The sequence below is a fragment of the Acidovorax sp. 62 genome, assembly GCF_002754495.1.
Lineage (GTDB): Bacteria > Pseudomonadota > Gammaproteobacteria > Burkholderiales > Burkholderiaceae_C > Acidovorax.
In genome coordinates this window covers 4,946,862-4,969,705 of the sequence record NZ_PEFJ01000001.1, presented here as the reverse complement: position 1 = coordinate 4,969,705, position 22,844 = coordinate 4,946,862, and the positions used below count along the sequence as shown (strand labels likewise).

The 22,844-nt window shown below is 63.0% G+C and carries 15 protein-coding genes; 5 read left to right on the top strand and 10 right to left on the bottom strand.

Going from position 1 to position 22,844, the window contains the following annotated elements:
• Positions 1–2 precede the first annotated feature (2 nt).
• The gene (locus CLU86_RS22260; protein ID WP_099743154.1) at positions 3–1,703 is read left to right on the top strand and encodes an NAD+ synthase; all 1,701 of its coding nucleotides are present in this window, start codon (positions 3–5) and stop codon (positions 1,701–1,703) included.
• Positions 1,704–1,822: 119 nt separating this feature from the next.
• A complete protein-coding gene (locus CLU86_RS22255; protein WP_099743153.1) occupies positions 1,823–2,896 on the top strand; it encodes a bifunctional nicotinamide-nucleotide adenylyltransferase/Nudix hydroxylase in 1,074 nt (357 codons plus the stop codon).
• 134 nt (positions 2,897–3,030) lie between these two features.
• On the opposite strand, the gene CLU86_RS22250 is transcribed toward CLU86_RS22255, so the two are convergent.
• The 7 genes from CLU86_RS22250 to CLU86_RS22220 form a co-directional block, all read right to left on the bottom strand.
• Positions 3,031–4,554 carry a methyl-accepting chemotaxis protein gene (locus CLU86_RS22250; RefSeq protein WP_099743152.1) on the bottom strand — a complete coding sequence of 508 codons (1,524 nt, stop codon included), beginning with the start codon at positions 4,552–4,554 and terminating at the stop codon, positions 3,031–3,033.
• A gap of 137 nt (positions 4,555–4,691) precedes the next feature.
• A complete protein-coding gene (locus CLU86_RS22245; protein WP_233195174.1) occupies positions 4,692–6,767 on the bottom strand; it encodes a bifunctional diguanylate cyclase/phosphodiesterase in 2,076 nt (691 codons plus the stop codon).
• 399 nt (positions 6,768–7,166) lie between these two features.
• Positions 7,167–8,423, bottom strand: a complete 1,257-nt coding sequence (locus CLU86_RS22240) for a Zn-dependent hydrolase (RefSeq protein WP_099743151.1) — start codon at positions 8,421–8,423, stop codon at positions 7,167–7,169.
• 168 nt (positions 8,424–8,591) lie between these two features.
• On the bottom strand, positions 8,592–10,046 hold the full coding sequence (gene hydA / locus CLU86_RS22235) for a dihydropyrimidinase (protein ID WP_099743150.1): 1,455 nt from the start codon (positions 10,044–10,046) through the stop codon (positions 8,592–8,594).
• Positions 10,047–10,125: 79 nt separating this feature from the next.
• Positions 10,126–11,583 (bottom strand): NCS1 family nucleobase:cation symporter-1, encoded by a 1,458-nt coding sequence (locus CLU86_RS22230; RefSeq protein ID WP_099743149.1) that lies wholly within the window; start codon positions 11,581–11,583, stop codon positions 10,126–10,128.
• A 199-nt stretch (positions 11,584–11,782) separates the two neighbouring features.
• Positions 11,783–13,090, bottom strand: coding sequence for an NAD-dependent dihydropyrimidine dehydrogenase subunit PreA (gene preA, locus CLU86_RS22225; RefSeq protein WP_099743148.1), 1,308 nt, complete (start codon positions 13,088–13,090; stop codon positions 11,783–11,785).
• A gap of 45 nt (positions 13,091–13,135) precedes the next feature.
• The gene (locus CLU86_RS22220; RefSeq protein WP_099743147.1) at positions 13,136–14,503 is read right to left on the bottom strand and encodes an NAD(P)-dependent oxidoreductase; all 1,368 of its coding nucleotides are present in this window, start codon (positions 14,501–14,503) and stop codon (positions 13,136–13,138) included.
• A 287-nt stretch (positions 14,504–14,790) separates the two neighbouring features.
• Between CLU86_RS22220 and CLU86_RS22215 the strand changes: the two genes are divergently transcribed.
• The 3 genes from CLU86_RS22215 to CLU86_RS22205 all read left to right on the top strand — a co-directional run bounded on the left by CLU86_RS22215 (position 14,791) and on the right by CLU86_RS22205 (position 19,581).
• Positions 14,791–15,525, top strand: coding sequence for a TetR/AcrR family transcriptional regulator (locus CLU86_RS22215; protein ID WP_099743146.1), 735 nt, complete (start codon positions 14,791–14,793; stop codon positions 15,523–15,525).
• Between the two features lie 160 nt (positions 15,526–15,685).
• Entirely contained in the window at positions 15,686–17,695 is a 2,010-nt protein-coding gene (locus tag CLU86_RS22210) for a tetratricopeptide repeat protein (RefSeq protein ID WP_099743145.1), read from the top strand.
• A 20-nt stretch (positions 17,696–17,715) separates the two neighbouring features.
• Positions 17,716–19,581: a glycosyltransferase gene (locus tag CLU86_RS22205; RefSeq protein WP_099743144.1), complete on the top strand. Its 1,866-nt coding sequence runs from the start codon at positions 17,716–17,718 to the stop codon at positions 19,579–19,581.
• Positions 19,582–19,716: 135 nt separating this feature from the next.
• Here CLU86_RS22205 and CLU86_RS22200 read toward each other — a convergent pair whose 3' ends face one another.
• The 3 genes from CLU86_RS22200 to gmd are packed head-to-tail and all read right to left on the bottom strand — an operon-like array spanning position 19,717 to position 22,826.
• The gene (locus CLU86_RS22200; RefSeq protein ID WP_233195172.1) at positions 19,717–20,892 is read right to left on the bottom strand and encodes a glycosyltransferase family 1 protein; all 1,176 of its coding nucleotides are present in this window, start codon (positions 20,890–20,892) and stop codon (positions 19,717–19,719) included.
• 12 nt (positions 20,893–20,904) lie between these two features.
• Positions 20,905–21,795: a GDP-mannose 4,6-dehydratase gene (locus CLU86_RS22195; RefSeq protein WP_099743143.1), complete on the bottom strand. Its 891-nt coding sequence runs from the start codon at positions 21,793–21,795 to the stop codon at positions 20,905–20,907.
• Positions 21,792–22,826: a GDP-mannose 4,6-dehydratase gene (gene gmd / locus CLU86_RS22190; RefSeq protein WP_099743142.1), complete on the bottom strand. Its 1,035-nt coding sequence runs from the start codon at positions 22,824–22,826 to the stop codon at positions 21,792–21,794. The genes CLU86_RS22195 and gmd overlap by 4 nt, the downstream gene beginning before the upstream one ends.
• Positions 22,827–22,844 lie beyond the last annotated feature (18 nt).

Sequence of the window (22,844 nt, the reverse complement as noted above, 5' to 3'; positions counted from 1 at the left end):
CCATGCTCCGCATCACCCTCGCCCAACTCAACGTCACCGTGGGTGACATCGAAGGCAACGTCGCCCGCATGGTGGCCGCCGCGCAGCAAGCGGCCCGTGAGCAGGCCGACCTCGTCGTGTTCAGCGAGCTGTCGCTGTGCGGCTACTACCCCGGCGACCTGCTGGAGGAAAGCGGCTTTCAGCAACGCATCGCGGCTGGCCTGGCCGCGCTGCAGCAGGCCTCTGCCACCCTGCCGCAATTGCACTGGGTGGTGGGTGCGCCCACGCCCGCGCAAGGCCCCGGAAAAAAGCTGCACAACAGCCTGCTGGTGCTGCAGGGCGGCGCCGTGCGCCTGCAATACGCCAAGCAGCTGCTGCCCACCTACAACATCTTTGACGAACGCCGCCACTTCGAGCCCGGCCCGGACGTGGCCAAGGTGCTGCGCGTGGGCAACGCGCAGGTGGGCCTGCTGATCTGCGAAGACGGCTGGAACGACCACGGCGCCGACTACGCCACCAACCCCTTCGAGCGCATGCGCGACGCCGCGCCCGACCTGGTGGTGAGCATCAACGCCAGCCCCAGCCACATCGGCAAACGCGAACAGCGCCACCAGATTTTTGGTGACGCGGCACGCCGCCACGGCCTGCCCATCCTGTACGTGAACCAGATCGGCGGGCACGACCAGCTGGTGTACGACGGCGCTTCATTTGCCGCCGAGCCCGATGCGGGCGTGGTGTTTGAGGCCGCGCGCTTTGTGGAGGATGTGCGCACCCTGCAGTTTGACAACGGCCACTTCCGCACCGCCGATGGCGCAACCCCCGCAAGCGTGCCCGCCGAGGGCCTGCCCACCATGGACTTCTACCGCCAGCAGATCGTGCTGGGCCTCAAGGACTACGCCCGGCGCTGCGGCTTCCAGCAAGTGGTGGTGGGCAGCTCTGGCGGCATCGACAGCGCGCTCACGCTGGCGCTGGCCGCAGAGGCGCTGGGTGCCGATAACGTGGTGGGCATCACCATGCCCTCGCGCTACTCCAGCAGCGGCTCGGTCGATGATTCCGTGGCGCTGTGCCAGAACCTAGGCGTGCGACTCTTCACGCACCCGATCGCCGAGCTGGTGGCGGGCTACGCCCAGCAGTTTGAGGCCAGCTTTGGCCAGCCGCTGGCGGGCCTGCCGCTGGAGAATTTGCAGGCGCGCATTCGCGGCACGGTGCTGATGGAATATTCCAATGCCTTCGGCCACCTGCTGCTCACCACGGGTAACAAGAGCGAAATCTCGGTGGGCTACTGCACGCTGTACGGCGACACCAACGGCGGCCTGGGCCTGATTGGCGACCTGTACAAGACCGAAGTGTTTGCCCTCTCGCGCCACGTCAACGAACACGCGGGGCGCGCGCTGATACCGCAGGCCATCATCGACAAGGAACCGTCTGCCGAGCTGGCCCCTGGCCAGCGCGATGTGGACAGCCTGCCGCCCTACCCGGTGCTGGACGAAGTGCTCAAGCTGTTCATCGAAGGCGACCGGCTCTCTGCCGCAGAGCATGCAGCGGCAGAAGCCTTCGTGGCCCAGTTGCAGCTGGGCGATGCGGGCCGCGCCCTGGTGCAGCGCGTGCGCCAGATGGTGGCGCGCAACGAGTACAAGCGCCGCCAGGCCCCGCCCATCGTGCGCGTGCGCGCCCGGGCCTTTGGCAGCGGGCGGCAGATGCCGATTGCTGCCAGGTATGTTTGACGGAGCCCTCCACCATGCACGCCATACCCCGCCGCGTAAAATTACTACAAAAACAATAGCTGCTTGCGCTGATCTATCAAGCGCAAGAGCCCTATTTCTCTCAAAAGCACTGGAGACCCATGCACGACACCGCCCTCCTCATCGGCCGCTTTGAACCCGTGCACAGCGGCCACCTGGCTCTGTTGCAAGAGGCCCTGCGGCAGGCGCCCCAGGTCATCGTGGTGGTGGGATCGGCCTGGCAGGCCCGCTCGCCCAAGAACCCCTTCACCTGGCAAGAACGCCAGGCCATGCTGCTGCAAGCCTTGCCCGAAGCCGACCGCGCCCGCGTGCAAGTGCTGCCGGTGCGCGACTACTACAACGAAGCCGTGTGGGTGCAGGCCGTGCGCGCTGGCGTGGCCGAGCGCACGCAGCCCGGTGCACGCATCGCGCTGGTGGGCCACTTCAAAGACGCGACCAGCAGCTACCTGCGCGCCTTCCCGGGCTGGTCCCTCATCGACCTGCCGCGCCAGGGCCACATGGACGCCACCACCATCCGCGACGCCTACTTTGGCGCCACCGCAGACACCGTGGGCGAAGCACTGGCGCCGCTGGCGGCAGACATCCCGGCCAGCACACGGGCGCAGTTGCAGGCCCTGGCCCAGACCCCGCACTACATGGCGCTGCAGCAAGAGTGGCGCATGCTGCGCGGCTACCGCGAAGCCTGGGCCAAGGCGCCTTACCCACCCGTGTTCGTCACCGTGGACGCCGTGCTGCGTTGCCAAAACCATGTGCTGCTGATCCGCCGTGCCCACGCCCCCGGCAAGGGCCAGCTGGCGGTGCCCGGCGGCTTCATCGAGCAGCGCGAAACCGTGTGGCAGTCGTGCCTGCGCGAGCTGGTGGAAGAAACCCACTGCCACCTGCCTGAGGCCACCATGCAGGCCGCCTTGCAATCGGTGGCCGTGTTCGACCACCCCGACCGCAGCCAGCGCGGGCGCACGCTGACGCACGCGCACTACTTTGACCTGGGGGACGCGCCGTTTCCGGTGGTGCAAGCCGATGACGATGCGGCGCTGGTGCAGTGGACACGCCTCGACCAACTGGCGGGCCTGGAAGAAGAATTCTTTGAAGACCACTTCCACATGCTGGACCACTTTTTGGGACTGACAGGCTCATTGATACCCAGCGAACAGCTCAGCAGTACGAAACGGGCTTAGCAGCTAAAACGGACGCGGCCCCAGACCGGTGCCCCCGTGCAAGGGCCGCCCCGCCGCACTGGGGGCGCCCTCCTCCGCATTGCGCAGCAATGCCAGAGAGGGGGAAGGCGCGAAGCGACTCAGGGGGTGCTCACTCACCCCACGCGGAACTTGCCCACCGTTTGCGACAGGGCCACGGCCTGGTGGCTGAGCGACTGCGCGGCGGCCAGGGCTTCTTCGACCAAGGCTGCGTTTTGCTGCGTGCCCTGGTCCATCTGCGTGATGGCCTGGTTGACCTGGGCAATGCCCGCGCTTTGCTCGCTGCTGGCGGCGCTGATCTGGCCCACCATCGCCGTCACACTCTGCACACCCGTCACCACCTCGCTCATGGTGCTGCCCGCGCGTTCGACCAGCTCGGCGCCCACGCCCACCTTGGCGACGGAGTCGTCGATCAACGCCTTGATCTCCTTGGCCGCTGCGGCGCTGCGCTGGGCCAGCCCGCGTACTTCGCTGGCCACCACGGCAAAGCCTCGGCCTTGTTCTCCGGCTCGGGCCGCTTCCACCGCCGCATTCAGCGCCAGGATGTTGGTCTGGAACGCAATGCCGTCGATCACGCTGATGATGTCCACGATCTTGCGCGAGGACTGGTTGATGGAACTCATGGTGCCGACCACTTCGTGCACCACCTCGCCCCCTCGCACCGCCATGTCAGAGGCGGCACGCGCCAGCTCGTCGGCACGGCGCGCATTGGCGGCGTTTTGCTGCACGGTGGAGGTGAGCTGCTCCATGGAGGCGGCCGTCTCTTGCAGCGCACTGGCCTGCGACTCGGTGCGGGCCGACAGGTCGCCGTTGCCCGCTGCAATTTCGGACGAGGCCGTGGTGATGGAGTCGGTGCTGTCGCGCACCTGGCGCACCAGGTGGGCCAGGTTGTCGCGCATGGCGCGAATGGCATGCAGGATGCTGGTGGTGTCGCCCGGCAGGGTCTTCACATCCACCGCCAGGTTGCCTTCGGCGATCTGAGTGACCACATCGGCGGCATATTGCGGCTCGCCACCCAGTTGGTGCACCAGGGTGCGCAGCATTTGCCAGGCCATCAGGGCGATCACCAGCATCAGCACCGCGCCAATCGACAGCAGGATGGCGGTGTTGCGCCAGAAGGCGTTTTCAATGTCGTCCACATAGTCGCCAAAGCCGATGATCCAGTCCCAGGGCTCGAACTTGATGATGGCGTAGAGCTTGTCCACCGGTTCCTTCGCACCGGGGCGGGTGCCCGGCGCGGTGACCGTGCCGATGGTGACGCCTTGCAGTGCCGCGCGGTAACGCACACCGGCTTCCTTGCCGCCCTTTTCATCGACGATGCCGATGCGCTTGGGGTTGGGGTGCACGTAGTTCACATCGTTGCTAAAGCCGCGCACAAAGAAGTATTTGTCCTTGTCCACAAAGCTGCCGATGGTGCGGGAGGCTTCTTTGATCGCATCCTCGCGCGAGAGGGCACCGCTCTTTTCCTTGTCGTGCGCCTTTTGCGCGGCTGCGTGGGCCAGCACTACCAGGTTGGACAGCTGCGCGGTGCGCTCTTTCATCATCGACTGGTACAGCGTGGTGAGCGCCACGGCCGACAGCACCACCAGGCCCAGCAGGGTGGCAGCGCACAGCCACAGGATTCGGGTTTTCAGCTTCATGCTTGCGTGATCTCAAAAGAGGTGAAAAAGTAACCAGACGATACACCGAGATGTCACAGCAACGTGGTAACCCAATGCATTTGAGCCTTGGCTTTGTGGCGTAAATACAGCGCCTAACAACCGAAGTGGGTGAGCGCCTACGCGTCCCCAAGGGCGCGGTTTTTCAGCAATGCGGTGAACTGCACTACCGGCAAAGGCCGGGCATACAGGTAGCCCTGGTACTGCGCGATGCCCTGCGCCACCACCCAGTCCAGCTGCTCCTGCGTCTCCACCCCTTCGGCCACGGCCGTGAGCTTCATCAACTGGCACAGCGACACGATCAGCTCGGCCAGCGAACGGTTGGCGTCCGAGCCCTGGATGAAGGTCTTGTCGATCTTGAGGGTGTGGATGGGAAAGCGCTGCAGGTAGGCAAGGTTGGAGTAGCCCGTGCCAAAGTCATCGAGCGCAATCGACAGCCCCAGCGCGGCAATGGACTGCAACACCGCCAGCTGCCGGGGGTCGTGCCCCAGCAGCATGGATTCGGTGATCTCCACCTCCAGGCGCGCGGGGTCTGCTCCCGCTTGCTGCAGCGCCCGGGTCAGGTCGGCCAGCAGCTCGGGGTGCATGAACTGGCGGGCCGACAGGTTGACCGACACCACCATGTCAAACCCCTGCGCCGCCCACGCCACCTGCTGCTGCGCAGCGCGGGCAAACACCCACAGCCCCAGTTGTCGGATGAGCCCGGTGGTTTCACACAGAGGGATGAACTGATCGGGCGACACCAGCCCCAGGCGCGGGTGGTTCCAGCGGACCAGCGCCTCCACCCCCATGATGGCGTTGCTGCCCGCCGCCACGCGCGGCTGGTAGTACACCTCGAACTCCTGGCGCGCCAGGGCGTGGCGCAGTTCGGCCTCCAGCTCGGTGCGGCTGCGCACGGTTTGCGCCATGTGCTCGTCATAGAACGCCATGGTGTCGCGCCCCTGGTCCTTGGCGGCGTACATGGCCAGGTCGGCGTTGCGCAGCAGGATCTCGATGGTGTCGCCATCGCGCGGGTACAGCGCCACGCCCACGCTGGGGGTCACGCGGGCGTCCACATCGCCAATGCGCACCGGGGTGGCCACAGCGGCCGAGATGCGATCGTGCAGCGCCGCCAGGTCTTTGCGGATGTCGGCTGACATCACCAGCACCAAAAACTCATCGCCCCCCCAGCGCGCCACCATGTCGGAGCTGCGCTTGGCGTGGCGCAGGCGCTGGGCCATGGTCACCAGCAACTGGTCGCCCGCCGCGTGCCCCAGGGTGTCATTCACGTCCTTGAAGTGGTCCAGGTCGATAAAGAGCAGCGCCACCTCTTGCCCCTGCGCCTGGGCCTCGGACACGGCCCAGGCAAAGCGCTGCATGAAGTGCGTGCGGTTGGGCAGCCCGGTGAGGGCGTCGTGCAGGGCCTGGAAGTTGGCCCGCTCTTCGGTGCGCTTGATGGCGCTGATGTCCGCCTCGCTCACCAGAACGGCGTGTTGCCCCGTCACCGCGTCGCGGCACTGGCGGGCCGATAGCTCGTGCCAGCGCTGCCCTGTGGGCGTGGGCACCGACAAGGTCAAGGTGCCCACGCCTTGGCTGGTCAGGCTGGCGGCCAGCGCGGCATAGGCAGCCGGGTCGCCCACGCGGTCTTCCAGGCGTTCGTCGGGCTGGAACACGGCGGCGCGCGCCGCCGGGTTGCGGTACAGCGCATGGCCGTCTTGCCCGTACAGCGTGATCATCACCGCGGTGTGCAGCAGTGCCTCGACCGAACGCAGGGATTCGGGCGCCACGCTGCCCACGGGCTCGGCCTCGCACAGCATGCACATGCGCCCATCGGGCAGCCGGTGGCCGCTGAAGCGCACATTGAGTGACACGGGCACCCCGTCCGGGTACACCGTCCACTGCTCGTTAAAGCGCGCATCCGAGGCGGCAAAGTCGCTCTGGTACTGGGCCAGCCGCTGGGCGACAGAGCCCGACATGTCGCGCCCCATGTCCCGCGCGCACAGCGCCTGCAGCGATTCGGCCTGCCAAACCGACAGCGCCGCCGTGTTGGCCCAATGCACCCGCTTGTGGTCGATGTCGAACACCCACACGGGGCGCGACAGCCACTCCAGCGCGGCGTAGCGCTGGGCCCGTTCAGCCAGCGCCGAGGGGTCTGGCTCGCTCAGGGGGATGGCCAAAGCCGCAGGAGAATCGCCAGAAGAGATGGGGGAAACCACGGTGCCCAGCCTCACGCCCGCCAGCCCAAGGGCCGGACACAGACAAGGGCATCCCACCAAGTGGGCAAAGGAGCGGGAACAAACATGGGAAGGCAGCGCAGTCGGTACGCAAAAAGGGCAAAGAGAACACCTGAGGCCAAAGGCCTGCTCAGAGAACCTGTTCCAAAATCCGTTACAGGCTCTTACATGCTCTCATAACCCGCGCATTTTTCCACGCACTTTTTGACCTAAGGCAGCGGGGGACTGCTTACGCAGGCCCAGCGCCACCGGGAGGCGCAGCGCAAACGCGCACTCTCTTCTCCCACCCCATAGGCCTTGTCGGTTTGTGCAGAAATTTCAATAAAAGCAGGCTCTAGCGCTTTATTTAAAAGCGCTAGCAGCTATGTTTTTAATAGCAAATCAGACCAAAGCACGCTCCAGCATGGCGTGCAGCAGCACGTTGCACCCGGCCGTGATGTGTGCGGGCTGGGCATCTTCGATCTCGTTGTGGCTGATGCCGTCTTTGCAGGGGATGAAGATCATCCCCGCCGGAGCCAGCTTGGCCATGTACACCGCGTCGTGCCCCGCGCCGGACACCGCAGGCATGTGGCTGTAGCCCAGCTTGGCGGCGGCGCGGCCCACGGCCTGCACGCATTCGGCGTGGAACTGCTGGGCCGGGTAGCTGGAGACGAGGTCGATCTGCACCTGCACGCCATGCTCTTTGGCCACCTGGTCGGCAAAGGCCTTGACCTCGGCCACCATGGCATCGACCAGCGCATCGGTGCTGTTGCGCAGGTCAATGCTGAACTTGACCCGGCCCGGAATCACGTTGCGGCTGTTGGGAAACACCTGCACCATGCCCACGGTGCCACGCCCGTGCGGCGGGTGGCGGTGGGCGGCGGCCACCACGTCTTGCATGATGCGCGTGGCGGCCAGCATCGCATCCTTGCGCAGCGCCATGGGTGTGGGGCCCGCGTGGGCCTCCATGCCCGTCACCGTGCAGTCAAACCAGCGGATGCCGAGCACGCCTTCGACCACGCCGATGGTCTTGTCGTGGTCTTCCAGCACGGGCCCTTGTTCGATGTGGGTTTCAAAGTAGGCGCCGATGGGGTGGTCGCCCGGCTCCTGCTCGCCGATGTAGCCGATGCGTTCCAGCTCGCCCTTCACCGTTTTACCCTCGGTGTCGGTCGCGGCGTAGGCATGCTCCAGCGTGAAGGCCTTGGCGAACACGCCCGAGCCCATCATCACGGGCACAAAGCGGCTGCCTTCTTCGTTGGTCCAGAACGCCACCTCGATCGGCGCTTCGGTTTCGATGCCATGGTCGTTCAGGGTGCGCACCACCTCGATGCCCGCCAGCACGCCATAGTTGCCGTCGAACTTGCCGCCGGTGGGCTGGGTATCGATGTGGCTGCCGGTCATGATAGGCGGCAGGCTGTTGTTGCGCCCGGGGCGGCGCATGAAGGCGTTGCCGATCTTGTCGATAGTGACGCTCATGCCCGCTTCGCGGGCCCAGCCCAGCACCAAGTCACGGCCTTGCTTGTCCAGGTCTGTGAGGGTGAGGCGGCACACACCGCCCTTGGGGGTGCCGCCAATCTGCGCCAGCTCCATCAGCGATGCCCACAGGCGGTCGCCGTTGATGCGCAGGTTTTCGATGTTGGGTTTGACTTGGGTGTCCATGGTGTTCTCCGGGGGATGTCTGGGATGTTGAATGCTTCCACCACCGTTCGGGCTGAGCCCGTCGAAGCCGGGGCACGAAGGCCGCCTTCGACAAGCTAAGGCAGCACGGTCTGGGGGAGTTGCGAAACTGTGGAAATCCCCATCTCCGTTCGCCTGCGGTTCGCGCCGTCAGCCGCGCACCACCGCCGTGGGTGCCAGGTCCTGCGCCCGTTTTTGCACGGCCTGGAAGTTGGCGCCAAATGCGGGGCGCTTGAGGTAGCGGCCCTTGCCCTGCTCGGCCCGCAGGTCGCCGTTGGCAAACACCACGCGCCCTTGGCTGACGGTGTGGCTGGGGATGCCGCGCACGGTGCGGCCTTCGAAGATGTTGAAGTCGCCCTTGCTGAACTGCGTCTTCGCCGAGAAGGTCTTGGTGCCCTCGGGGTCCCACAGCACCAGATCGGCGTCGGCGCCTTCGCCGATGAAGCCTTTGCGCGGGTAGATGTTGAACAGCTTGGCCGCGTTGGCCGAGGTGATGGCCACGAACTCGCTGGGCGTGAGGCGGCCGGTGTTCACGCCACCATCCCACAGCGCGGCCATGCGCTCTTCCACGCCGCCCGTGCCGTTGGGAATTTTTGCGAAGTTCTCCTTGCCCATGGCCTTTTGCGCGGCGCAGAAGGTGCAGTGGTCCGTCGCCGTGGTGTGCAGCTGGCCCGACTGCAGGCCGCGCCACAGCGCCTCCTGGTGGCCCTTGGGGCGGAAGGGCGGGCTCATCACATAGGCGGCGGCCTTGGCAAAGTCGGGGTCGCGGTACACGCTGTCGTCCACCAGAAGGTGGCCCGCCAGCACCTCGCCGTACACACGCTGGCCGCGCGCCCGGGCGCGGGCAATCGCATCGGCCGATTCCATGCAGCTCACGTGGACCACGTAGATCGGTACGCCCAGCACATCGGCAATGGCGATGGCGCGGTTGGCGGCCTCGGCCTCCACCATCGGTGGGCGCGACAGTGGGTGCCCCTCGGGGCCGGTGATGCCCATCTTGGCGACCTCTTGCTGCAGCAGGTACACCAGTTCCCCATTTTCGGCGTGCACCGTGGGCATGGCGCCCAGCTCCAGCGCGCGCTTGAAGCTGTTCACCAGGGTTTCGTCGTCGCACATGATGGCGTTCTTGTAGGCCATGAAGTGCTTGAAGCTGTTCACCCCCTCCTGCTGCACCAGCGTGCCCATGTCGGCGCGCACCTGCTCGCTCCACCAGGTGATGGCGACGTGGAAGGAATAGTCCGCCGCCGACTTCTCGGCCCAGCCCCGCCACTTGCGGTAGGCGTCCAAGATGGGCTCCTGCGGGTCGGGGATCACGAAGTCGATGATGCTCGTGGTGCCGCCAGCCAATGCGGCTGCCGTGCCGGTGAAGAAGTCGTCCATGGTGACGGTGCCCATGAACGGGAGCTGCATGTGCGTGTGCGGGTCGATGCCGCCGGGCAGCACGTACTGGCCGCTGGCGTCCAGCGTCTGCGCCCCCGCAGGGGCCTGGGCCGCAGCGTCGTCCCCCACAGCCACGATGCGGCCATCGACACACAACACATCGGCGCGCTGTTCACGGTCGGCGTTGACCACGGTGCCACCGCGGATCACAAGGGCTTGGCTCATGGGGGTCTCCTTCAGGGATACGGATCAATTCAAAAAAGGGACCCTGCGCTGGCACCAGGCCCAGGCAGGGTCCAGGGCGTCACTTCTTCTTGGCGGTGACGTAGTAGTAGGTGCCGGCCACCGCCAGGCTGAAGAACCAGCCCGCATCGAACAGCGACAACCAGATGGCGGGCATGCCTGCCTTGTCCACAACGCCCGATACCGCCAGGTAGCCCGGCAGGCAGGGCAGCACGCCCAGCGCAAAGGCGATCAGGGCTTGCAGGTTCCAGCCGTTGCTGTACTCGTATTCGCCGCCACGGCGGTACAGGTCGTCCACCTTCAGTTCGCTCTTGCGCACCAGGTAGTAGTCCACCAGCAAAATGCCCGCAATCGCGCCCAGCAGCGTGCCGTAGCCGCCCAGCCAGGTGAAGAGGTAGCCGCCCGAGGTGGCCAGGATCTTCCAGGGCATGAACACCAGGCCAATCAGCGCAGCGATCACGCCGCCCATCCGAAAGCTGATCTTGGAAGGCGCACACTGGCTGAAGTCATACGAAGGCGACACCAGATTGGCAGCCACATTGGTCGTCAGGTTGGCCAGCAGGATCACCAGCAGGCCCAGGCCTGCAGCCACGCTGCCCATCTGGGTGAGCAGGCCATCAGGGAACAGTTGCGCCTTGCCATACAGGATGGCCGAGGCCGAGAAGCCGATCACGCCCACCATGGAGAACAGCGCCATGGGAATCGGCAGGCCGATGGCCTGGCCCACGACCTGGTCCTTCTGCGACTTGGCAAAGCGCGTGAAGTCCGGGATGTTGAGCGCCAGCGTGGCCCAGAAGCCCACCAGCCCCGTGAGGGCCGCCCAGGTCTTGGGCCCGCCTTCCACCACCTTGGCGGGCAGGTTGAAGAGCTGGCCCGACGGCACCTTCATCACGAGCACCACCACGAACAGGATCGAGGCGCCGATCATCAGCGGCGCGGCGATGACCTCCAGAAGGCGGATGGATTCCGGCCCCTTCCAGATGAAGTAGATGTGCACGGCCCAGAACGCCAGGAAGCACATGAACTGCGAGGTGCTGATGGTCTCGCCATCTGCCGGGCCCGCGAGCCCCATGCCCAGGATGTTCAAGAAGCCATGCAACGCCAGCGCGCCAAAGTAGCAGTTGATGGAGAACCAGCCACAGGCCACCAGACCACGCAACACGGCGGGAAGGTTGGCGCCTTTGACGCCAAACGATGCACGCGCCAGCACCGGGAAGGGAACGCCGTACTTGGGCCCCACGCGCCCGATGAGCACCATGGGAACCAGCACGATGCAGTTGGCCAGGAACACCAGCCACACGGCCATCTGCCAAGTGAAACCCTGGTCCAGCATGGAGCTGGCCATGGTGTAGGTGGGTACGCACACGACCATGCCCACCCAGAGTGCGGCAAAGTCCTTCCAGCCCCAGTGGCGCTGCGCGGGGGTGGTGGGTAGCAAATCTTCGTTGGCCAGCGGATTGCCCGCCGCACCGGGCGCATGCCCTGCCACGGGGGCCGCGATGCCTGAACTGTTTGTCATGCCGAAACTCCTGTCAAAGACCTCAGAGGGTTTGCACAAAACCCGCGCTGCACACCGGACAGCCCACGGGAGAAAAACGAAGCCGATACCGCAGTGCCGCACGCAAGAACTACACCAGAGCACCCTGCGCCAGCAACGCGACGGGCGTGGTGCGCAACCCGGCAGCCAGGCTGCGCCGCTACATGCGCGCAGGCCGCGCTTACGCCGCCACGCGCATCGGATTGTTCGGGTGCGTGGTCCAGTTGGCGTATTCGCCTGTCACTTTCTTGCCCGTTCGCACATCAACTTCGCCCGGCTCCAGCGCGCGCATGGTGATGCACTCGGGCACGGGGCAGATCGACACACAGAGGTTGCAGCCCACGCATTCGGCCTCGTTGATCTCAAACTTGCGCACGCCACCCTCTTTGGTGAAGGTAATGGCCTGGTGCGAGGTGTCTTCGCACACCACATGGCAGCGGCCGCACTGAATGCACGCGTCCTGGTTGATAACAGCTTTTTCGATGTGGTTGAGGTTGAGGTTCTTCCAGTCCTTGACCGTGGGAACGGCCTGGCCCTTGAAGTCGTCGAGCGTAGCGTAGCCGTGCTCGTCCATGAAGTTCGACAGCCCGTCGCACATGTCCTGCACGATCTTGAAGCCATAGACCATGGCGGCGGTGCACACCTGCACCGTGCCGCAGCCGAGCGCAATGTATTCGGCCGCGTCACGCCAGGTGGTGATGCCGCCAATGCCGCTGATGGGCAGGCCCGCAGTTTGCGCGTCGCGTGCAATCTCGGCCACCATGTTGAGCGCAATAGGTTTGACGGCCGGGCCGCAGTAACCGCCGTGCGAACCCCAGCCGTCCGTGCTCGGGCTCATCACCATGCGGTCCAGGTCCACGCCCATGATGGAGTTGATGGTGTTGATGAGCGACACCGCATCCGCCCCGCCCGCCTTGGCAGCGCGTGCGGGCTGGCGCACATCGGTGATGTTGGGCGTGAGCTTCACGATCACGGGCAGCTTGCTGTAGTGTTTGCACCAGGCCGTGACCATCTGGATGTATTCAGGCACCTGGCCCACGGCCGCGCCCATGCCGCGCTCGCTCATGCCGTGGGGGCAGCCGAAGTTGAGTTCAATACCGTCGGCGCCGGTGTCTTCCACGAGCGGCAGGATGTTCTTCCAGCTCTCTTCCACGCAGGGCACCATCAGCGAGACGATCATCGCGCGGTCCGGCCAGTTGCGTTTGACGCGTTTGATCTCTTCGAGGTTGGTCTGCAGCGGCCGGTCGGTGATCAGCTCGATGTTGTTCAGGCCAATCACGCGGCGGTCTTGCGACATGAGAGTGGAGTAGCGCGGGCCGTTGACGTTGACCACCGAGGGGTCTTCGCCCAGCGTCTTCCACACCACGCCGCCCCAGCCTGCTTCGAAGGCGCGGGTGACGTTGATCTCTTTGTCCGTGGGCGGTGCGGAGGCCAGCCAGAAGGGGTTGGGACTTTGGATGCCCAGGAAATTGCTGCGAATGTCTGCCATGGGATGCTCCCGTGTGTTGTGCTGTGTGGGGGATGCCGCTGCGCGTCAGGCGGCTTGTGCAACGGGGGCCGTCAGGGCGGCATGGATGGACACTGCGGCCACCTTGCCGTGCTCCACAGCCTCTACCGTGAGGTCGCGCCCACCAGCGCGGCAGTCACCACCCGCCCACACGCGTGGCAGGCTGGTCTGGCCCTCAGCGTCTGTGGCAATGCGGCCCGCCTCCAAGGCTATGGTCTTGCCCGCAGGCCCGGCCACATAGGTCTGCCCAATGGCCTTGAGAACCATGTCGGCTTCGAGCGTGAAGGTCTCGCCGGTTTCCACCAGCTTGCCGCCGCTCAGGGCCGTGGCAGCAAAGCGAACGCCCTTCACCGCACCGCCTTCGCTCAGCACTTCTTTCGGTGCAGCCCAGTGGCGGATGGTCACGCCATTGGTCTGCGCCCACTGCTGCTCTACCGCCGATGCGGACATGGCGTCAGCGCCACGGCGGTAGACGATGGTCACTTCTTCGGCGCCCAGCTTGCGCGACTGCACGGCGGCGTCCACCGCCGTCATGCCGCCGCCAATCACCACCACGCGGCGGCCCACCGGCAGGGTCGAGAGGTCGGCGCTCTGGCGCAGCTCGGCGATGAAGTCCACCGCATTGCGCAAGCCGGTCACCAGAGGCTCTGCCACACCCAACGCATTCACACCCTGCAGGCCCAGTCCCAGGAACACAGCGTCGTACGCGCCCAGCAGACTGTCGAGCGTGATGTCGCGGCCCAGTTGCTGGCCCGTGCGCACCTCAATGCCGCCAATGGACAACAACCACTCCACTTCCTTCTGCGCAAAATTGTTCGTCGTCTTGTAGCTGGCCAGACCATATTCATTGAGACCGCCGAGCTTGGGACGCGCCTCAAACAGCACCACCTCATGCCCGCGCACGGCCAGGCCATGCGCACAGGCCAGGCCCGCAGGCCCTGCGCCCACCACGGCCACGCGCTTGCCGGTGGCGGCTGCGCGCTGGAACAGCGGTGCACCGGGCCGGGCAAAGAAGGCATCGGTGGCGTAGCGCTGCAGTGAGCCGATCTCTACCGGCTTGTCCTCGTTGGTGTTGCGCACGCAGGCCTGCTCGCACAGCACCTCAGTGGGGCAGACGCGGGCGCACATGCCGCCCAGCGGGTTCGCCTCCAGGATGGCGCGAGCGGCACCCCGGTTGTTGTCCTGTGCGATGCGGTGGATGAACGACGGGATATCAATGCCCGTAGGACACGCCGTGGCGCAAGGCGCATCGTGGCAGTAGTAGCAACGCTCGGCCTCAATCAGGGCCTGGGGCTTGGTCAGCGGCGGGTGTGCGTCGCTGAAGTTGGCGGTGTAGTCGGCCAGGTTCAGGCGTGCGGCATGAATGCCGCAGGCACGGCTTGCGGGTGTGTCCATCAGAAAGCCTCCGGAAGGTGGAGAGTGGGTGAGGGGTAAGGCGCGGGCAAAGCTGCCGCGCCGCGCCGTCGCGGCACCACAGCCTGGAGCCCAGGCGTGCCAGCGCTTGCAATTTCCGGAGGTTTCATCGTGGTCCTCGGTAGGGCGGCCGATGCCCGGCGTTTGAATCGCTCAGTGCTCGGCCAGTGGTTCAATTTACCCAGTGGTAAAAATTTACCAATTGGTAAAATCCCTAGAGCAAAGCCTGTGCCAGCTTCTGGCGGCCGCGCTTGTTCCACAATGGTGCGATGACAGCCGCACGCCCACTCCATACATCTCCAACCCCGTCCCCGGCCCGCCAACGCACCGCCGCAACCCGGACTACTGCCAACCCGTCAACCACAGAGCGCACCGCGCGAGCCCCCAAGCCATCACGCTTACTGAAAGAGCGCGGCATCCTTCAGGAAGCCCAGAGCCATTTCGCCCAGTTTGGGTTTGAAGGCGCATCCCTGGAGAACATTGCCGCTGCAGCGGGCTTGAGCCGACACAACCTGCTGTATTACTTTCCCAGCAAGGAGGCGCTGTACCAACGAGTGTTGGACGACGTGCTGAACCAATGGCTGGCAGGTATGGACGACCTGTCGCACAGCAACGAGCCAGAGGCCGCCCTGCGCCAATACATCCAGGCCAAACTGCGGTATTCCCGTGAGCACCCCGATGGCGCCAAGGTGTTCACCAAAGAGGTGATTGCCGGTGCACCACGTTACGGCAAAGCCATCGCCGAGCGCGTTGGCCCCCGCCTCAAGGCCGAAGTGCGCACCTTCGAGCGCTGGGCCAAGGAAGGCCGCATCGCCAAGGTCAACTTCACCCATCTGATGTTCATCATCTGGTCGGTCACCCAGGCCTACGCCGACCAGGAGGCTCAGTTTGCACTGCTGCTGGGCAAGCCTGCGCTGACGGAGAAGGACTATGAGAAGGCGGAGGCGCTGATCTGCCAATTGGTCTTGTCAGGATTAGGCCTCCAGACCCGACCCAGCACATAAGCGCGGCATCCTGCTCAGGCGCGCACGCCTGCTCAGTGGTGACTTGGAAACTGTTAACCAATGCCCTGCATGGCTTAGACTCGCTCCGACCCGTTTGCCTGCCTGTGACTACCTGTATCGCACAGTCGGCAAACCCTGGCATTCCTCCTCAAAAATTCTTATGGCTACATCGCGCAAAGCAACCTACCTATTTGCCCTTGCCCTTGTTTTGGCAGTGCTGGGCATTTATCTGCCTGGCATTCGCAATGATTTGCTGTTTGATGACCTGCGATTGAGCGATGGCACCATCTTTGGCGAATACGGCAACCTGCTCCAATTCAAACAGCGGATGCTGTCTTATGGAAGCTTCGTTTGGCTGCAAAGTTTGTTCGGCGAAGGGTGGTGGAAACAGCGGTTTCTGAATATCGCGTTGCACCTGGGCACGGTCGCTTGCATTTATGCGCTACTGAAAGCGCTGTTGACCCAAGCCAAATTTCCCCAAGAGTTTGAGGATCAAACGCACTTTGAGGCATCCCGCACCGCCGCATTGCAGGTGGGAGTCGCACTGTTCGCACTGAACCCGGTCGCCGTCTACGCGGTGGGGTACCTGGTTCAGCGCTCCATCGTGATGGCGACATTGTTTGCTGTGTTGGCCTGCTGGCTCTTCGTTCGCGGCCTGCAAACGGGGCGCGCTGGCTGGTACGCAGGGGCTTTGGGTAGCTATGTGCTGGCCGTGCTGTCAAAAGAGTATGCCGTCATGACAGCCGCCATGGCCGTGCCGCTGTACATATACATCCGCCGCCCCGGCTGGAAAGCTATTGGTGTTGTCGCCGGCGGCGCGTTGCTGGTGTTGGCACTCGCTGCCGCTGCGTTTTTTGGCATTTATGGGGCAGTGCTGGGCAAGGTGTTTGACCCACGCTCTGCAGCATTGGTGCAGCAGCTGGAGACCATGCGCCCCGGGATCACAGCCCAGATTTACCCCTTGAGTCTGTTGAACGAAGCGGCGCTGTTTTTTGCATATGGCCTGCTGTGGTTTGTCCCCAACGTGCAGTGGATGTCAGTCGATCTGCGTCCGGCGTTTCCGCTGGGGTTTGCTTCGTGGGGGCATTTGGCTGGTGCTTTGGGCTACGTCTGCTTGCTTGGGATAGCGATTTGGATGGTGGTACGCCGCAAAGATGCGCTGGGTTTGGCCGGTCTGATCCTGCTGTTCCCGCTGCTTTGGTTTGCAACCGAATTTGCCACGGTCTGGGTGCAAGACCCGTTTGTGCTGTACCGCAGTTACTTGTGGGCTGTGGCCGTCCCCGGCCTTGTTGCCATTGTGCTGACCGGCTTTAAGCCCAAGACGATTTACGCCGTGGGTGTCTTGATTGCATTGATCTTTGGCGGATTGGCATTGGAGCGCAACCTCTCCCTCAGGGACGAGGGCACTGCCTGGGCTGACGCAGCCGAGAAGATCGACACCAAAGCTCCGGCCAATGCCGTTGGACGCAGCCGCCCATTCTTGAACCTGGGGGCCTATCACCTTGAAAAAGGATCCCTCGCATTGGCGGAACGTGCCTTTCTGACGGCCGATGCTCTGGGGGACTTGGGCGGGAATGCTCGCTTCAATATTGGGGTCGCGCTGCAACAGCAAAAGAAGCATGCAGAAGCGCTACAGGCGTTTTCCGCTGCGCAGGCCAAGGGCTTCAGCGGGCAATTGCTGCACTACCACCGGGGCGAGTCAGCCTTCGCTCTGGGCCAATTCCCATTGGCGTTCGAGAGCTTTGGCACAGCCCTGAAAGACGCGCCCCAAGGAAACAACACCGATAAGAAAATGCAAGTATTGCTGCTGCAACGGCATGCTGATGCAGGCATTGCCGCCCAGCAATATGACGCAGCCATCAGCGACTTTGAAACCCTGCTGCAAATGAGCCCCAAACATCCCCGGCTCTTGCTGGGTATGGGCATGGCAATGGTTGGCAAGGGCGACACGCAAAAAGCAGTGCCACTGTTTGACGACTTAATCGCCTCTGCACCCAGTGCCCCTGCTTACTACGGAAGAGGCGTTGCGTTGTACCGTGCGGGCAAACTGAATGATGGCCTGAAAGATATCGATGAGGCGATCAAGCTGGAGCCACGCAATGCGCAGTATCGGCAAGTGCGCGAGCAGTTGGCCGCATCCACCAAACCATCCAACAAGTCCAAGCCCTGACGCAAACAAGCAGCTCGCCCATGACGTTGCGAATCCTCCATGTCGGCAAGTTCTTTCCACCATACATGGGCGGGATGGAAGTCTTTTTGGCAGACCTGATTCAAGAGCAGCGACGCCAAGGCATCGACGCCCAGGCCATGGTGCATGGCACCCCTTTGCCCGATGACCCCCCTTGGGTGCACAGAGTTCCAGTGCAGTTCAATTTGGTGTACGCGCCCATGGCCGTTGGCTTTCGGCGCGCGCTCGGGCAAGCCATCGACCGCTTCAAGCCGGATGTGCTGCACTTGCACATGCCCAACAACTCGGCGCTCTGGGCATTAACGCTCCCTAGCGCACGCAAAGTGCCTTGGGTGGTGCACTGGCATTCGGACGTGGTGGTGTCGAATATCAAGTGGTCTGTGGCTTTGGCCTACATGCTGTATCGGCCTTTTGAGCAAGCTCTTCTGGAACGTGCACAACAGATCTTCGCAACATCACCGCCCTACTTGCAGGCCAGCGCAGCATTGCGACCTTGGCTCGATAAATGTGACGTGGTGCCGCTGGGTATCAATCTGCAAGACAGCTCTCCTGGAGCGGAGGCCAGAGCACAAGCAACATCACTTTGGCGGGCAGAGACCCAATTCAAACTCCTATCGATCGGCCGGCTCACCTACTACAAGGGCTTTGAAATCCTGATTAAAGCGGTCTCCACACTGCCCGGCGTGGAACTGCTGATTGTCGGAAGTGGCGAGCTTCACGACTCTCTTGAAGAGCTGGTGCGCAGCACAACCCCTGCTGGTACTGCGCCCGCCACTCGACTCTTAGGTGCTGTGGATGATGCCCAAAAGCATGCTCTGTTGGCGCAGTGCGACCTTTTTTGCCTGGCATCGCGCGAGCGCACGGAGGCGTTTGGAGTAGTGCTGCTGGAGGCCATGCAGCACTCACGCCCCTGTCTCGTGACGGATTTGCCAGGCTCCGGAATGCCATGGGTTGTTTCGCACGCCCATTGCGGGCTGCATGTTCCTTTTGAAGATGTGGAAGCCTGGCGCAGCACCATAGCCCGCCTGCAACATGATCCCGGCTTGCGTCAACGTTTGGGCAAAGCAGGCAACAAGGCACTGCAAGAGCACTTTGGGATTGGCCCTTGCGAGCGCGCCACTGCCCGCCATTACAGAAGCATGGCACCGGGCAGAAGTACAGCGCCCGCCACACGCGGCTTGATGGTGGTGATTGCCACCCATAACAATGCCAACGACATTGGCCACCTGCTGCAACGCGTGCGCGCCTTGGTCAACGCTCCAGTGCTTGTGGTTGATAACCGCAGCACTGACGCAACCTGCCACTTGGCTGAGCAGCACGGGGCACGAGTGCTGCGTCCTCTTCTAAAAATGACGACCTGGGGCAGCTTGCAGACCGGCATCCGTCATGCGCTTGTGCAAGGCTACTCTTGCGCCATCACCATCGACGCAGAGGGCCGCTATGAAGTAGAAGAACTACCGGCGCTACTTGCTGCGGGCAATCAAGCTGACATGGCAGTAGCCTATTTCGCAAGCAGCAACAGCCTGCCGCGCCGTGCAGCCTGGCAGTGGTTTCGGTGGCTGACAGGCTTGGGATTGCGTGACTTTGTTTCGGGATTTCGGCTGTATAACCGCGCAGCCATGCAAGTGGCTGCATCTGCCGAGGCCACGCTGCTGGACTACCAAGACATCGGAACTCTGCTGCTGATGAGGCGCGAAGGCAGGCGAATTGCTGAAGTGCCGCTCGCAATGCACACATCCAGAATCGACCGGTCCAAAATTTTCCGGTCGTGGGCCAACGCCGCGCGGTACATGGTTGTATCAACACTCCTCAGTATTGCGCATGTGCGACCGGAACCCCGGAATAGAGATACCGCAAAAACCGGATAGGTTGCAAACAGACCTCTTCAGACGGCGCGAATTCAAGCCTGATGAGAGCGGCCGAGATGAGCACTCATGCGCCGAACCAGACAGTACGATGAGGGCTAGTTTGTGCAACAAAGCCGATTGAAGGCGACACCTCACTCAGGCAATGGATCTATACACATTGGTAGTCTGCTCAAGGCAACGCTCCCAGGTAAGCCCCCTCGCACGTGCCAAACCGTATTCCGTTGCATCAGCCCGCCATGGAGTGTCTTCTATCAAACGCACGAGCTGCCCCCGGATGGCATCCACATCGTCGGGACTAACCAACAACGCTGCACCAGCAGTCACTTCAGGCATGCACGAGCGATCAGACGTTAACACTGGCACGCCCGACGCCATAGCCTCCAGCAACGGAAGACCAAAACCTTCATAAATCGAAATCATGGCAAACGCGTGGGCACCGGCGTAGACGGCAGGCAAATCTGCCTGAGGTACAAACCCCAGATACCTTAACCAGCCTTCAGCTTGGCCGCGCTCTATCAGCGGCCGCACACGCTCGTTAAGCCAACCGCTGGCGCCAGTTAAAACCAACGGGAAATGCGTTCTCAGCGATGTAGGTAAGCCTGCGTAGGCTGTGATGAGCTGGTCCAGCCGCTTCCGAGGCTCCAGCGTTCCTACACTAAGCACATATTGCCCCTTCACCAAACCATGCCGTGCCAGTACCGGCGTCAATTCAGCATCGGGGCGCGGCCGAAAGGATGCGTCCACACCCAAGTGAATGGCTGTCACGCGCTCCGGCGCCACTGCGTAGTCGGAAATCAGCTCCTGACGCACAGTTTCTGAGTCGGTAATCAGAGCGTCTGCCCGGCAAAGTGAGCGCTTGAATGCAAGCTCAAAATAACGCCTGCTTGCAGCCGGATGCGTTTCTGGAAAACGATCTATTGACAAATCGTGAACCGTTGCAACCAAGGGCCCGTCATAGGCGGGAAGAAAATAGTTGGGTGAGTGGTACACCGCCCCCTGTCCCTGGCGCAATAGCCAGCTGCGCAACACCTCGGACACCCGGTCATAAACTTCCACGGCCAAATGCTTGGTCGCCATATAGCGACGCACAGGCACCAACCATGCCGGAGACACAGGAATGGCCCCAGCCACAGGAGCCCGGCTCACACCCAAACTGCTAGGCACACGCCCCCAGGCCCACATGCCTAAATAGCGCAGCTCTTCGACGTCATCACGCAGCGGCAACCGGGTAGCCAGCTCATAGGCATAGCGACCAATGCCGGTCAGCGGTGGGAAAATGGCATCGGTCGCCAGAATCAGCCGCAAGCCCATGCTCTTTACCCCTCAGGCCGCTGCGGCAGCCAGCATGCGTGCCAGCGTGGCATCCAGCGATGTCTGTGTGGGCCACTCATCGCCCGCTGTACGCCACACGGCCTGCAGGCGGGCCGGGTCGCCGCAGAGGCGCTGGATCTCATTGGGGCGCACAAAAGCCGGGTTAACGCACACCTCAATGGCGTGCCCCGCCAAGCGGCGCAGCCGCGCAATCAAATCATCCAGCGTATAAGTGATGCCAGTGCAAATGTTGTACAGCCCCAGCGGCTCGCCATGGGCCAGCAAGTGCAGGTACGAGCGGCAGACAAAATCGACATCGTTGTACTCCCGCTCCACGTGCAGGTTGCCCAGCTCAACCACCGGGGCACGGCGCGCAAAGTGCTCTACCAGCTTGGGAATCAAAAACTGCGGCGCCTGGCCAGGCCCGGTGTAGTTGAAAGGCCGGGTCAACACCAGCGGCAATCGGTCGGCGTAAGCGCGGGCCAAATGCTCCATCGCCACTTTGCTGGCCGCGTAATGGTTGACTGGCGCCGGCGTCTGGGATTCAGCAATCGGCGATTGCGGGCAGTTGCCATACACATTAGCGCTACTGGCCACCAGCACACACGATGGGCGTTCAGCCTGCCCCGCCAGCGCTGCCAACAAGTTCAGCGTGCCCAGCACGTTAACGCCATAAAACGCCAGCTCGTCCGCATGGCCCACAAAACTGAGCGCGGCCAAATGCACCACCGCCCAAGGCTGCGCCTGGGGCAGCGCCGCCACCGCGGAGGCCACCGCGTTTGTTACCGCTAGGGGCTCCGTTAGGTCGACCTGCAGCGCAGTGACCTCGTGGCCGGCCTGCCGCGCCAGCGCAGCAAAACGCAGCCCGGTAAAGCCATTGGCGCCGGTCAGCAGAATGTTCAAAACGATGCCCCGTTCTCGTTGCGGCGCAAATCTGCCTGCACCATCATCTGGCAAAGCTGCTCAAGTGTGGTGGCGGGAGCCCAGCCCAGCTTGGCCTCGGCTTTGGCCGGGTTGCCAATCAGCAGCTCCACCTCGGCCGGACGGTAAAACTTGGGATTGATGCGCATCACCGTCTTGCCGGTGGCGGTGTCTACGGCTGTTTCTTGCTCTGCTGTGCCATGGAAGTCCACCGCAATGCCAGCGCCCTTGAAGGCCATTCGCACAAAGTCGCGCACGGTTTCGGTGCGATTGGTAGCCAGCACAAAGGTGTCGGGCTCGTCGGCCTGCAGCATGCGCCACATGCCTTCTACATATTCTTTGGCAAAGCCCCAGTCGCGCTTGGCATCGAGGTTGCCCAGCTCCATCGCATCAAGCTTTCCCAGCTTGATTTTGGCAACGCTGTCGGTGATTTTGCGGGTGACAAATTCGCGGCCACGCAGCGGGCTCTCATGGTTGAACAAAATACCACTGCTCCCAAAAATATCGTAGCTCTCGCGGTAATTCACCGTCATCCAGTGCGCATACAGCTTGGCCACGCCATAGGGACTGCGCGGGTAAAACGGCGTGTCTTCCATCTGCGGTATAGCCTGCACTTTGCCAAACATCTCCGACGTGCTGGCCTGGTAGAAGCGGATTTTGGGGTTGACCAGGCGAATGGCTTCAAGCAGGTGCAGTGCGCCAATACCGGTAATCTGTGCCGTGGTGCTGGGCTGATCAAAACTCACACCCACAAAACTTTGTGCGGCCAGGTTGTAAATTTCGTCGGGCTGCACCTTTTGCACCAGCGCAATGCTAGAGCCCAAGTCGGTCAAATCATATTCAACCAAATGGAGATTGGGGTGGTTTTGAAACCCCAACTCCTCCATGCGCCAAAAATTTACAGAGCTGGTACGGCGGAATGTGCCGTACACCACATAATCTTTTTCGAGCAAAAGTTGCGCCAAATATGCGCCGTCTTGGCCAGTAATTCCCGTGATAATTGCTTTTTTCACAAAAAATCTCTCACTATT